Raw genomic sequence first — 13461 nt, forward strand, 5'->3', positions numbered from 1 at the left:
GAGTAGGTGAAGAAGAGTTTTATGTTTAAAAATAAAAAAATAAAAATCCGTGTATCTGGATGGTCAGCACTTCTGATTTTGATATTTATATTAATTCTTGGACTTTTTTTAGTAGTGACTGTACCGCTCTTCGGATTTTTTGGTTTGTATAATTTATTGGCTAAGTATGATTTAGCATCTATACAAATTTACGAACAGTGGTATAGAAATGGATTATATTACGGATGGTTTTTAATATTGATTGCCGCAATGATGTTCTTGGTGGACTTCATAAATTTATTTGTCGTTGCGAGTTTTAATCTACTTTGGTCAAAACCGGTAGCAGTTATTAGTTATGCCATACAAACTACTGTTTGTGCTATCCTTTTTAAAAGTTTATTAGTAATGAGCTTTAGTCGAATTGATGTAACATGGACTGGTTCTATTATTATATTTGTACTTTTATATATTATTGTGGCCGTATTTAGTTATGAAAAACCAGAGCAAGCTAAAAAAAATGAGTGATGTAGTTAGAGCTTCTTTAATAGAAGCTCTTTTATTTTTAGAAACCTAACATATCCAAAGCTTGACTCAATCACTAAAATTTGATAAGATTTCAATCGTTCGGTAATTTTATCGTTTTTTAATTCGGTAAAGTTCGAACTTCATGTGAGTATAAACTTGTTTTTGAGCTTCTAACACTCGGTTAGGTGCTCTTTTTTTTCATTCATTTAAATAAAAAATCCGACAACCTGCCAATAACTTAGCGATGTCGGATTTTTCATATAAATACCTAAATAATTCACTAACTATAAAATGATTCACTGTGAACAATAATTTTATAAATTAAAACAGGCACTTCTAAGTTAGCTGTTTTAATCTAAAAATTATTAACCAATTTTGGGTAGATTTTGTCACCACCAGAAAGTTGGATATCTTCTTGTGCTTCTCATGTTATTTATTATGAGTGCGAAAATAACAATTATTAGTGAACCTATTAATACAGGAGTAATGATATAATGCCAGCTGTAGTTACCCAGCATTATTATAACTGGATTGGCTCCTGCTGGTGGATGTGTTGTCTTAGTAATCATAATAAGTGCTATAGCTAACGCTACTGCTAGAGCAATTGCCCAAGGCTCGTTACCAAAAAGGTTTAGTATAATGATACCAACTGCACTTGTTAATACATGACTTCCAATAATATTACGTGGCTGTGATAGTGGTCCGTTCCAAAAAGCAAAGGCTAATAAACAACTTGAACCAAAAGGTGCCATAAACCATAGCGTATTAGTCATTTTCGTTAGTTCAAGGAGAACAAAGATCGTGATATAACAACCAATTAAAGCTGTCAGTATATCTTTCCAATTTGTTTTCAGCGGTGAATTGCCTTTACCTCTCATTTTAGCGATGTACGATAGCGTTTTTGATTTTTGTTTTGGTGATGCATTTTGTGACACGTTGTTTCCCTCCTGATTTATTTACTTTACTACAACTAAGTGAATAATTAAGGAGTCTTAATATTTAAATTATATTGCTAGAAATGCTTTTACTAGTCACTAAAAAAGAAGTTATCCACTAAAGTGGATAACTTCTTTTTTATTAGTGATTAATATATAATTCAAATATTTCTCTGTAATCTTCTTTAACATATTGCTTTTTGTTTTGAAGAACCCAATCGTTAGCGAAGCGAGCAATTTGTTCAAATGATTGAGCCGGTGTTACTACATTACTCTCTACTTTGCCGATTGACTCTGCTGCATACGTTAAGCTGTTTTGAGCTATTTCAAAGTATTGTGTGTTGTTTTTCATTTCTACTGAAATTGCATGAAGTGCTTTATATAAATCTTTAATTTCTGTGTCGAATTTTTTGTGAATATCGATGGACATTGGAATATTGTTAATAGTGAATTTAATTTCGATATCTAGATCGATTGTGCCTGCAGTTTCTAACATAACATCTGTAATTGTGCTATGTTGATAGTCATAGCGCTTTAATAGACGCTTTTTACTAATCGCATTTTCACCGTCTACGTGTATCAGTGCTTTATTTGTGAAACAATATTCGTCTGCTTTCGTTTTGATTAGGAAGTAAACAACTTCACCTGATTCGTGTAGAACGAAATCGTCGGCTTCTGTTTTGTCGAAATTTTCTTTTGGTACGACAATCCCAATATCAGAAAGACCTAGTGCATCTGAGGCAAATTTTTTAAGCATATTTTGTTCCTCCACTAATGTTAAGATTTTATTCTATCTTCTCTATATACGAAGTAACATTAGGACAAGTTCCATTTCTGATCAAAAATTATTTAGAACGTTTCTTACGGCGATAAGATGGCCACTCATTCTCACTCGCTTTAAAGTTATAAACAGGCTTAATGATAGTTTTGACATCAACAGTATTACGGACATTTTCAAGAATTTCTTCCATTGGTTTATAAGCCATTGGCGCTTCATCAAGCGTTTCCTTATTAACTGATGATGTCCAAATACCAGCCATTGTTTTTTGATATTCTTCAAGATTTAAATTTTTATTCGCTTGAGTACGGCTCATAATACGCCCTGCACCGTGTGGGGCTGAATAGTTCCAATCTTCATTTCCCTGCCCATAGGCGATAATGGAGCCGTCACGCATATTAATAGGTATAATGAGCTGTTCCCCCTTTTGCGCAGAAATGGCACCTTTTCTTAAGATCATATTGTCAGTATCGATATAATTGTGAATAGAATCAAATTCTTCAACTAAATACTTTTCAAGATCTAAATGTTCAATAATAGAACGCGCAATTTGTCGACGATTTTCTTTTGCGTATTGCTGTGCAAGCTTCATATCATGGATATAATTTTGAAAATCTTCACCTTGTACATAAGCAAGTTCCTTTGGAATAAGTGGTGTTTCTTTTTGGTATTTCTTAAGGGCAGGTTGAATTTCTTGAAAGCGCCCTTGCTCTTTTAAAGCAGCTACTATTCCTGATACATCGCGGTGTTGTATTTTTTCATATGCTATCTTTTGATAATAAGTAGCTATTTTAGCACCTACTGAGCGGCTACCTGTATGAATGCATAGATACAGGTAGCCATCCTCATCTTGAGATACTTCGATAAAATGATTACCTCCACCTAATGTTCCGAGACTAAGCTTACTTCTTTCATCATTTAAAATATGAGAAGCTATAAATTGCTGTGCTTTAGGGAAGTTGCCTGTGACGTATCGAATACTGTCGTTATCATGTAAATTGGTGCCGGATGGAACATATTGTTTTACAGTATCATCAAGCTTTTGGAAGTCGATGTCGATTGGTGCAATCTTTGTCACATGTACTCCGCAGCCAACATCTACTCCTACTAGGTTTGGAACGACTTTATCTTTTAAGACGATAGTTGTACCAATGACACAACCTTTACCAGCATGATAATCAGGCATAATACGAATTTTCGCATCGTTTAAAAATTGTTGGTCGCATAATTCTTGAACTTGTTCTACTGCTTTGTCCTGTTTAATATGGGAAAATATTTTCGCATTTGTATACAAACCCTTTATTTCAATCAAATTAGTCATCTCCTTGTAATTTTTTCCGCCAGTGTAGTTTGGGCTATTTTAACATACTAGGTGAGTGTTTGAAATTATCATATGCAGTGAAAAATGAAAACGTATACTATACTTACGATATAACAATTAATACGGAGGAGGCTTTCTAATGAACACACAATGTATTTTATTAATAGATGATGAAGAGGATTTGGCAAATTTGCTACAAACAGTATTACATAAGGAAGGCTTTTCAAATGTGATAACGGCTGGAACAATTCGTGATGGCTGGGCTAAATTCCAGGAAGTAAAACCCGAATTAGTGCTACTAGATATTATGCTGCCTGACGGTGAAGGGTATGATTTATGCAAACAGATTCGTGAAATCTCAAATGTACCGATCTTATTTATGTCCGCGAAGGATGAAGAGATTGATAAGCTCTTAGGGCTCGCAATTGGTGGGGATGATTATATTACAAAACCATTTAGCCCTAAAGAAGTGGCTTATCGAGTGAAAGCACAACTACGACGAGCAAGCTTTTCGGAGGAAAAAACAGTTTTAAACAATATTACTGTAGGCCCTTTTGAAATGAATATGGACGGTACTGAATTGAAGAAAAATGGCACAATAATCGAGCTTACAGCAAAGGAGATTGGCTTAATGAATTGTTTTATCCATCATCCTAATCAAATCTTAAGTAAAGAAACACTTTTTGAAAGAGTTTGGGGAGAAGACTTTTTTGGTTCAGATAATACAGTCATGGTGCATATACGCCGGTTACGTGAAAAGATTGAGGATACTCCATCTAACCCAACATTTTTGATCACCGTTAAAGGTCTAGGCTATAAATTGAACAGTAAGGGGTGATGATAAAATGAAGTGGAGAATAACTGGACGTTTTTTATGGTCCGTTGTAATGATTGTTATTATTGTCGGTATCATCAATACTGTGCTATTAGTTGGACTACTCCTTTATCAAAGAAGTCATCTTGCTTTAAGCACTCCTGAAACCTCTTCTGAGGAATTCACACGTTCCTTCTCTCAATATGTCGAGATTAAAAATGGTTTACCTATTGTAAATGATGAAGGTGTAAAAGCATTGCAAGATAAGAATGCATGGGTTCAATTTTTAGATTCTAAAGGGAACCAAGTTGCTGCTTATGAGACACCAGATAATCTTGCCACGAGCTACTCCCCTGCTGAAGTCGTGCAAATGTATAAATATAAAGAAGTTGATAGCAATACGACTGTTTATATTAGTACAATGGACGATTTAGATTATTTTGTCGGTGTGAAGAATTACGGGGTTGGACGTTATGTTTTGAACTATGATTATGATCAATTTTTAAAATTTATTAACCTACTTTTAATAGCATTTTTAATAGTGGATGTGCTAGTCGCTTTGATCATCGGGTTGTTGTTCACACGACATTTAACGAAACCACTTCACATATTAATTGATTTTATCGGACAACTACGTAACCGCCAATTCAAAAAAATAAACGTACCAAATGGTGTGTATAAAGACGTTTTCCTCAATGTAAATGAACTCTCAATAAAATTAAGTGAACATGAGAAAGAGCGGAATCGCCTAGATCAAATGCGTGAAGAGTGGATTAGTAATGTATCACATGATATGAAAACTCCCCTTGCATCAATTCAAGGATATGCTGAACTGATGAAGGATGATGTTGATAATCTCACTGCTAGCGAAGTACAAGAATTCTCAACTATTATTGAGAAAAAATCTATTTATATGAAAGATCTACTTGATGATTTAAATTTAACGACTCGTTTACGTAATCAACAGCTACCTATGCACTTTGAAGATATTAATATAGTAAGCTTTATACGCGAACTGACGATTGAATTGTTGAATGACCCTCAATTTGGGGAACGTCAGGTAGAATTTGTTAGTAATGTGAATAAAATCGTGCATAAAGTGGATAAAAAATTACTAAAAAGGGCCATTTTGAACTTTATCTACAATGCACTTGTGCATAACGATGAAAATGTGTGTGTAACAATAAAAATTGATACCGATTATCCACAATGTGGACAAGTTGAAGATTCACAACCTACTCTTTATAAAACACGAATAATGATAACTGATAATGGTAGAGGTATTTCACCTGAAGATATTAAACAAGTATTTGATCGTTATTACCGGGGATCAAATACAAAAAACACACACGGTACCGGGCTAGGAATGGCAATTGCTCGTGATATTATTTTCGCTCACAACGGCGATCTGCGATTATCTAGTGTATTAAATGAAGGTACAACTATTACAATTTTACTTTAGAACCAGCGCATGCTGGTTTTTTATATTTCTTTTTTTCACATAACTAAATTATCATTTTTAAAACAATATTGGTATTTAAGGGAAATTAATATCAAATTAGTAATGTACCAAAAAACAGGACACGAGTTAATAATGCTAGTTTAAAAGATTCTTTTGTGGTGTAATAGCCACAACTCTAATCACTTCATCACTTGCAGCTTGAGCTCTGGCAGAAGAAAAGACAGAAGTAAAAGTAAGTGACGCTTAGCAGAATTGAAGCAATACTCCGATAATTTTTTTATGAAATAACATCTTACCAATATGACATAAAAAGCTAAGAGTAAATTTTAACTCCTAGCTTTTTCGTATTCCTAAGATTAATGTAAGTTTTATTAAAATTCCACCCCATCTTAATACATTAGTTGTTAGAGTCTATGAATCTAAATTACTATTTCAAATTAAATATATTGCCTTCCTTCTATTTGTCGAAAAATATTTTGTCTAACAATTCGAAAAAATATTGCTATTTTATTAAAACTATCGTTTAATTAGTTCTGCTTGAAAAAAATTATTGTAAAGGAATGTGGTTAATTGAACAGATTTTTTCGTGGTGCAATAGCAACAGCTCTAATTGCATCATCACTTGCGGCTTGTACACCAGCAGACAAAAAGACGGAGGTAAAAGAAAATGGGGATTTAGCAGCAGTAAAGCAATACTCCGATAATTATTTATCAAAAGTAAGTGCTGATTATTCATTTGATTTCGCCAAAAGTCTTGAAGAATTTAAAACAAATGAAAAGCTAGGATATCGTACTGCAGGCTCTGAAGCAGAACTAAAAACTGGCGAAAAAATTGCAGATGAAATGAAGAAAATTGGGCTTACCGACGTATCAAAAGATGAATTTACAGTTGATAGCTGGACATTCGAAAAAGCAGATATGACATTCAATACAGTTGATGGTAAAGAAAAATTAGCTGTTTTAGGGGCATATCAAACAAATTTTGATACAAAGGGGACGAAAGAATTTGATGTTGTTTATGCAAATCGTGGAACATCAGATGATTTGAAAAACCTTGATATTAAAGGCAAGCTCGTACTTATAGATGTAAACCAACGAGAAGATTGGTGGGTTAACTACCCAGCCTATCAAGCTCATTTAAAAGGGGCAGCTGCAGTTATAGCCGTGCAAAGTGAAGGTTATAGCGAAGTAGATGGCGACGCTTTAAATGCACAGGATATTTGTGGACCTGATGATGCGCCTGCATTTTCTATGTCTCAAAATGATGCGAAAGAGTTAAAAAAATCACTAAAAGCAAATAACAATAAACTTACTGTTAACTTTGATGCCAAATCTACAGTTAAATTCGATCAACCAACATACAATTACTATGGGAAAATCGAAGGTAAAGATCCAGAATCATATATCATCCTTTCAGCACATTATGATTCTTACTTTGACGGTTTCCAAGATGATAATGCTGCGATTGCCCTAATGATGGGCGTAGCGAAAGGTCTAGTAGACAGTGGCTATAAACCTGAGAAAACAATTATATTTAATGCATTGGCTGCCGAAGAATGGGGCGTTTCAAATACGCGTTATGACTGGTCTACTGGTGCTTACAATCAAATTTTCCGCATCCATCCAGAATGGGTTGGAAAAGCATTTGCAGACATGAACTTCGAGCTTCCAGCTTATGAGCATACAACGACAAATGAAATTCGAGCAGATTATGAGTTGAAAAACTTCTTAACTAAATTCACGAAGTCTGTACCATCAGTTGATGGTGTATATAAAGACGGTATTTCTGTTGTATCACCATTACGCACTTGGTCGGATGATTTTTCATTCTCTATTGCAGGTGTTCCATCATTACGAAATGATTTCCAAGATAGCGAATTCATGCATTCACATTATCATACACAGTACGATAATGAAGATACTTATAACGGTCAAGCTTTAGAATTCCATTTAAATTTATATGGTCTACTAGCTATGCATTATGACCAAACAGCTGTAACACCTCTTGATTTCACAACAAGATTAGATGCATTAGCTAAATCTGTTAAATCTGATGTCTTTAAATCTGCAAATGTTTCTTCAAACGAATTAACAGCAGCTATTGAAGAAACGGCTAAAACAGCTAAAGAGATTAATGCTCAAGTTGAAAAAATTAATGCTGATTATACAAAAGCATTAGTAGCTGGTGACGAAAAAGTAGTGAAAAAGCTTTATGATGACAGTCGCTCTTTAAATAGTAGTTTGTTAGCTACTTATAAATATGCTCAAGATCAATTCGTACGTTTAACTTGGGAAGACGAACCAATTTTCCCTCACGAACACGCACAAAATAATATCCCTAACTTACAAGGAGCAATCAAAGCACTTGAAAAAGGTGATGCGGGTAAAGCACTAGATGATTATTTATGGTTAATTGATAATAACTGGTACACTTATGATTTTGACAAAGAGGTATTCGATTACTTCACAGATTATGTATTGGATCAACCTGCAGATCGTTTAATGTGGGGTGCAGGTCGTATTATGGGTCACGAAGACTTATATGACACAGTAGCATCATTGAAAAAGAAACGTGACCAAAAGAATGCTGATGTTTCTAAAGAAATATCAACTCTAAATGCAGCTCTTGAAAGACAAGAAAAATTACTAAAGACATCTGTTCAAGATGAAGTGAAAAGTGTTAAAGAGTTAAATGCACAACTTGATAAAATGAAATAATGACAACAAAATAGCTCTCTAACAGCCTGTTATCTTTCAACAATAGGTTCTATGGAGCTAAAAATGAGTCATCTTTAAAACACCTTCCAGTTAGTTTGGTATATCTAAACCAAGCTTCTAACTAGAAGGTGTTTTATTTTGCCCGTTGAGGCTATTTATCAATAACATTTGTTTTTTGTTATCCATATTACCTTGTAATTTAAAAAAGTGTAGATACCATCCCATATATCAATGCAATACAAATAACAAAAGCCGGATGAATTTTAATCTTTTCAAGTAACAAGTAAGAGCCAATCATTATTATTAATGTTGATATCCAACCTATACTTAACCAAGCATCTTTTGCGAAATCGAAAGTCATCACTAATAATAATACGGCTATGATTGGGCGAATATATTTCGTTAAATTTTTAACGTATGGTGATTCTTTGTATTTCATTAAGACACTTAACAACGCTATCATGAGGAGCAAAGAAGGTGCAACTGTAGCAAAAACTGCAACAATAATGCCTAAAATACCTCCTTGGTCATATCCAACAAAGCCAGCCATTTTTGTTGCTATTGGCCCTGGTAATGCATTGCCCGCTGCGACCATTTCTGAAAATTCTTGATTGGTCATCCATTCATAGTGCTCAACTACCTCTTGCTGAACGAGCGGAATAGAAGAAGGACCCCCTCCATAACCTAAAATACCAGGAATAAAAAATGCCATAAAAATATTCCAATAAATCATTTATTATTCCTCCTTTTTACTAGAGGAGCAAAGACGATTATAAAGACCGACAAGATGACAAAAGCCGGGTGTATATTTAATAAAGACATTGCAATGAATGAAAGCAAAAGAATAATGAGTGTTTTCTTCCACCCCATAGATTCGCCAGACTTTTTAACGAAATCTAGAGCCAATATACCAAGCATTACAGCTACTACTGGTACAACCGCCGAAGCCATTGCCTGAACGGCAGGTATATCTTTATTCGTTTGTAATAAAAATAGCAATATAATCATTAATACAATTGTTGGGACTACGCTGACTAAAATTGCATTAATTGCACCTACCACTCCAGCTACTCTATATCCTATATAGCCAGCCATTTTTGTACCAATTGGACCCGGCATAGTGTTAGCAAGTGCTACTACGTCACTAAACTCATCATCTTCCATCCACTTATACTTTTTCACCACTTCTTGATGAACAAGAGGAATAGCAGATGGTCCACCGCCAAATCCTAGCATACCTACTCTAAAAAATGCGGATGCAATCTCTCCATGTAGTCGCAAAATAGGGCGTTCACTTTGGGACTTCACTTCATTTTTTTTTACCAAGTAGCAATAGCTCCATCTGTTCGTGATTCTGTTCCACCCTGTAATACGCCCGTTTCAGGATCCCTCCAAATAATTTGTCCACGGCCAAAACTTCCACCGTCTGACATCACTTGCACATTATGACCTTTTCGTATAAGTGATTGAGCAATGTAGTTCGGGAACTCTGGTTCAACATGCACAGTTTTCCCTCCAACCCACTGCCAACGTGGCATATCTAATGTGGCTTGTGGATTTAATTGATGATCAACTGTGTTAGCTACGACTTGGAAATGGCCCTGTGGTTGCATATATCCTCCCATCACGCCAAATGGTCCGATTGCTTGCCCTTCTTTTGTTAAAAATCCCGGAATAATTGTATGATATGTACGTTTTCCTGGCTTAAGAATATTTGGATGTTCTTTTTCCAATGAAAAATCATGCCCACGATTTTGTAATGCAATTCCCGTATCGGGAATCACAATTCCTGAACCAAAACCCATATAGTTACTTTGAATATATGAAATCATGTTTCCTTCTTCATCAGCTGCAGCTAGATAGACAGTCCCACCTTTAGGTAATTCATACGGTTCCGGATTAATGGCTTGCTTACCTATTAACGCCGCGCGTTTTGTAGCATATTCATCTGACAATAAATGCTGTACATCTATTGGCATTTCATCAACTTCTGTCACGAATGCCTTTCCATCAGTAAATGCTAGTTTCATAGCTTCAATTTGTCGATGAATCGTTTCAGCATCTTGCCACTTAGAATCTCCAGTCTGTTTGAAAATGTTTAAAGCCATTAGTGCAATTAATCCTTGACCATTCGGGGGAATTTCCCACACATCATACCCATTATAAGTAGTAGAAATTGGATCTACCCATTCCACTTTATAATCAGCTAAATCTTCTTTCGATAAATAGCCACCATGTTGTTTCATAAATGCATCCATTTTCTCTGCTAATTCTCCATGGTAAAAAGCATGTCCATCGGTTTCTGCTATTTGTCTTAAAGTTGAAGCATGGCCAGGAGATGACCACATCTCTCCGATGTGCGGTGCACGATCATTAGGAGCAAATGTATCAAACCAACTAGTAAACTCCTCGGATGTACATGTTTCCTTGAATTTACGATATGCAGAATCCCAAAACTTTCCTAATATCGGTGAAACAGGATATCCCTCTTCAGCATATCGGATAGCAGGTTCAAGTACTTCTTTAAACGATAGCTTACCAAATTTTTTAGAAAGCTCTACCCAACCGGCTGGTACACCAGGAACTGTAACTGGTAATACGCCATATGTAGGGATCTTTTCATACCCTTTTTCCCGTAATTTCTCAACTGAGATTGACTTTGGAGCAGGCCCCGATGCATTTAGACCATGTAGTTGATCCTTAGTCCAAACTAATGCGAAGGCATCTCCACCAATACCATTTGAAGTTGGTTCTACAACTGTTAATGCAGCCGCTGTTGCAATAGCAGCATCAATTGCATTCCCGCCTTTTTGTAAGATTTCTAGTCCTGCTTGAGCAGCTAATGGTTGTGAAGTTGCCACCATACCTTTTCTGCCAAATACAGTATGACGTTTTCCCGTGAACGGGTGAAATAAATGATCCATTTTTATACCTCTCCTGACACAATACTAGTCCCAGCATAATGACATGCTACGAAGTGACCGCTTGTATATTCTTCCCACTGTGGTTTTTCTGTTTTACAAATATCTTTTACTACCGGACATCTTGTATGGAATGGACAACCTGTCGGTGGATTTGCTGGATTTGGCAAATCTCCTTGAAGTCGTACCCGTTGAACTTTAGTGTTGACAGATGGTCTTGGAATCGCAGATAATAACGCCTGAGTATATGGATGAAGAGGTTCTTTAAAAAGTTCCTCAACTTCTGCCAACTCAACTGTATTCCCTAAATACATTACAAGTACACGATTGCAAAAGTATCGAACTACACCTAAATCATGTGAAATGAACATATAGGATAAGTGATATTTTTCTTGTAATGTCTTCAATAACTTTAGTACTTGCGCTTGTACTGATACATCTAAGGCTGATACCGCTTCATCACAAATAATAAAAGAGGGATTAAGAGCAATTGCCCTTGCAATGCCAATCCTTTGGCGCTGCCCGCCACTAAATTCATGTGGATATCTGTCATAGTGCTCTTCTTTTAAGCCTACTTCTCCTAATAACTTAAGAACTGCTTCTTTACGTTCTCTTGCCCCCATGTTTGTATGAATTGAAAATACTTCACTTAGTGCATCTCCAACTCGTTGTCTCGGGTCCAAAGAAGCAAAGGGATCTTGGAAAATCATTTGCATTTCCTTAACAAACCTTAGCTTTTCTTTTCTCTTGAGATCTTGTATCTCTTCATCGCGAAAACTAATTTTACCTTCAGTTAAAGGCTCTAAGCCTAGTATTGCTCTGCCTAATGTTGATTTTCCACATCCTGACTCGCCTACTACGCCTAAACTCTCGCCTTCATATAATTCTAAATTTACCGATTCTACAGCTTTGACATGATTTTGTACACGTCTTAATAATCCACTTTTAATAGGAAAATATTTTTTTACACCATTCAATTTAAGAATTATTTTACGCTTTTGCAACTCCAATTGCTCTACCATTATTACTCGCCTCCTCTTCGACCAACCAACAGCTTACATTATGATCATTTCCAATTTCAAATTCAGTAGGTGCTGTGATTCTACACTGCTCTGTAGCGAATTGACATCTTGGATGGAATCTACAACCTGAAATCTGCTCTGTTAAACTTGGTAACGATCCAGGTATTGGTTCTAACTCAAACTCAGGGTCATCAACATTGGGCACGGAGTTTAACAAGCCTATTGTATATGGATGACGAGGTTGATTAAATATTTCTTCTACTGATCCTTCTTCAATTTTCTTTCCTCCATACATAACCATCACTCGATCCGCAACTTCTGCCACAACACCCATATCATGGGTAATAAACATAACGCCCATATCTAATTTTTCTTTAAGCGAATTGATTAAATCGAGAATTTGAGCTTGTATAGTCACATCTAAGGCAGTAGTTGGCTCATCAGCAATGAGTAAACCAGGGTTTCCAGCTAAGGCAAGTGCAATCATGACACGTTGTCTCATTCCACCACTTAATTCATGTGGATATTGCTTCATCCGTTTTTCAGGGTATGGAATACCTACTTGTTTTAATAACTCTATTCCTTGTATATTAGCTTGCTTTTTATTTACTTTGTGATGCAACATGAAAGGTTCTCTTAATTGGTAACCTATTGTTAATACAGGATTCAATGCGGTCATAGGTTCTTGGAATATCATTGAAATTTTTGATCCACGCAATTTTCTCTTTTCTTCAGCATTTAATGCATGGATAGCTTGATTTTCATATTTAATCTCACCACCTGAAATTATACCGTTATTTGGAAGTAACCCCATGATAGATAAAGATGTTATACTTTTGCCACAACCTGATTCTCCTACAATACAAAGTGTTTCTCCCTTTTTAACAAAAAAGGAGACATCCCGCACAGCTTGAACATTCCCATCAGCTGTACGGAATTCAGTAATTAAGTTATTCACTTCCAACAATGTCTCCCTCATAAATTAC

Annotated in this window: 12 protein-coding genes; 4 read left to right on the forward strand and 8 right to left on the reverse strand. The window is 35.6% G+C overall.

Features of this window, described 5'->3' with window-relative positions; genetic code table 11:
* The first annotated feature begins 21 nt into the window (after positions 1 to 21).
* A complete protein-coding gene (locus MKY02_RS20535; protein ID WP_038180682.1) occupies positions 22 to 504 on the forward strand; it encodes a SepA family multidrug efflux transporter in 483 nt (160 codons plus the stop codon).
* Between the two features lie 389 nt (positions 505 to 893).
* On the opposite strand, the gene MKY02_RS20540 is transcribed toward MKY02_RS20535, so the two are convergent.
* The 3 genes from MKY02_RS20540 to MKY02_RS20550 all read right to left on the reverse strand — a co-directional run bounded on the left by MKY02_RS20540 (position 894) and on the right by MKY02_RS20550 (position 3529).
* The gene (locus MKY02_RS20540; RefSeq protein WP_038180684.1) at positions 894 to 1439 is read right to left on the reverse strand and encodes an HPP family protein; all 546 of its coding nucleotides are present in this window, start codon (positions 1437 to 1439) and stop codon (positions 894 to 896) included.
* A gap of 142 nt (positions 1440 to 1581) precedes the next feature.
* The gene (locus MKY02_RS20545) at positions 1582 to 2196 is read right to left on the reverse strand and encodes a PH domain-containing protein (protein WP_038180686.1); all 615 of its coding nucleotides are present in this window, start codon (positions 2194 to 2196) and stop codon (positions 1582 to 1584) included.
* A gap of 88 nt (positions 2197 to 2284) precedes the next feature.
* Positions 2285 to 3529 (reverse strand): RNA-splicing ligase RtcB, encoded by a 1245-nt coding sequence (locus MKY02_RS20550; RefSeq protein WP_038180688.1) that lies wholly within the window; start codon positions 3527 to 3529, stop codon positions 2285 to 2287.
* A 148-nt stretch (positions 3530 to 3677) separates the two neighbouring features.
* Between MKY02_RS20550 and MKY02_RS20555 the strand changes: the two genes are divergently transcribed.
* From MKY02_RS20555 to MKY02_RS20565, 3 genes are all read left to right on the forward strand, one after another.
* Entirely contained in the window at positions 3678 to 4376 is a 699-nt protein-coding gene (locus MKY02_RS20555; RefSeq protein ID WP_038180691.1) for a response regulator transcription factor, read from the forward strand.
* Positions 4377 to 4383: 7 nt separating this feature from the next.
* Positions 4384 to 5814, forward strand: coding sequence for a sensor histidine kinase (locus MKY02_RS20560; protein WP_076034218.1), 1431 nt, complete (start codon positions 4384 to 4386; stop codon positions 5812 to 5814).
* A gap of 570 nt (positions 5815 to 6384) precedes the next feature.
* Positions 6385 to 8532, forward strand: a complete 2148-nt coding sequence (locus MKY02_RS20565; protein WP_051448593.1) for a M28 family peptidase — start codon at positions 6385 to 6387, stop codon at positions 8530 to 8532.
* 199 nt (positions 8533 to 8731) lie between these two features.
* On the opposite strand, the gene MKY02_RS20570 is transcribed toward MKY02_RS20565, so the two are convergent.
* Genes MKY02_RS20570 through MKY02_RS20590 form a run of 5 tightly spaced genes read right to left on the reverse strand, consistent with a single transcriptional unit; the run spans position 8732 to position 13454 of the window.
* Entirely contained in the window at positions 8732 to 9265 is a 534-nt protein-coding gene (locus MKY02_RS20570) for a chromate transporter (protein ID WP_038180695.1), read from the reverse strand.
* The gene (locus MKY02_RS20575) at positions 9262 to 9858 is read right to left on the reverse strand and encodes a chromate transporter (protein ID WP_076034216.1); all 597 of its coding nucleotides are present in this window, start codon (positions 9856 to 9858) and stop codon (positions 9262 to 9264) included. Before MKY02_RS20575 ends, MKY02_RS20570 begins: the two co-directional genes overlap by 4 nt.
* Positions 9852 to 11456, reverse strand: coding sequence for a gamma-glutamyltransferase family protein (locus MKY02_RS20580; protein ID WP_038180698.1), 1605 nt, complete (start codon positions 11454 to 11456; stop codon positions 9852 to 9854). The genes MKY02_RS20575 and MKY02_RS20580 overlap by 7 nt, the downstream gene beginning before the upstream one ends.
* Positions 11457 to 11458: 2 nt before the next feature.
* Entirely contained in the window at positions 11459 to 12475 is a 1017-nt protein-coding gene (locus MKY02_RS20585; protein ID WP_038180709.1) for an ABC transporter ATP-binding protein, read from the reverse strand.
* The gene (locus tag MKY02_RS20590; RefSeq protein ID WP_038180712.1) at positions 12444 to 13454 is read right to left on the reverse strand and encodes an ABC transporter ATP-binding protein; all 1011 of its coding nucleotides are present in this window, start codon (positions 13452 to 13454) and stop codon (positions 12444 to 12446) included. The genes MKY02_RS20585 and MKY02_RS20590 overlap by 32 nt, the downstream gene beginning before the upstream one ends.
* Positions 13455 to 13461 lie beyond the last annotated feature (7 nt).

The sequence above is a fragment of the Viridibacillus sp. FSL R5-0888 genome, from assembly GCF_038009105.1.
Classification (GTDB): Bacteria; Bacillota; Bacilli; order Bacillales_A; family Planococcaceae; genus Viridibacillus; species Viridibacillus arenosi.

Excerpts from the sequence above, each read along its gene's own strand:
- MKY02_RS20535 (WP_038180682.1), top strand. The coding sequence starts at position 22 with ATGTTTAAAAATAAAAAAATAAAAATCCGTGTATCTGGATGGTCAGCA.
- MKY02_RS20545 (WP_038180686.1), bottom strand. The coding sequence starts at position 2,196 with ATGCTTAAAAAATTTGCCTCAGATGCACTAGGTCTTTCTGATATTGGG.
- MKY02_RS20555 (WP_038180691.1), top strand. The coding sequence starts at position 3,678 with ATGAACACACAATGTATTTTATTAATAGATGATGAAGAGGATTTGGCA.
- MKY02_RS20560 (WP_076034218.1), top strand. The coding sequence starts at position 4,384 with ATGAAGTGGAGAATAACTGGACGTTTTTTATGGTCCGTTGTAATGATT.
- MKY02_RS20570 (WP_038180695.1), bottom strand. The coding sequence starts at position 9,265 with ATGATTTATTGGAATATTTTTATGGCATTTTTTATTCCTGGTATTTTA.
- MKY02_RS20580 (WP_038180698.1), bottom strand. The coding sequence starts at position 11,456 with ATGGATCATTTATTTCACCCGTTCACGGGAAAACGTCATACTGTATTT.
- MKY02_RS20585 (WP_038180709.1), bottom strand. The coding sequence starts at position 12,475 with ATGGTAGAGCAATTGGAGTTGCAAAAGCGTAAAATAATTCTTAAATTG.
- MKY02_RS20590 (WP_038180712.1), bottom strand. The coding sequence starts at position 13,454 with ATGAGGGAGACATTGTTGGAAGTGAATAACTTAATTACTGAATTCCGT.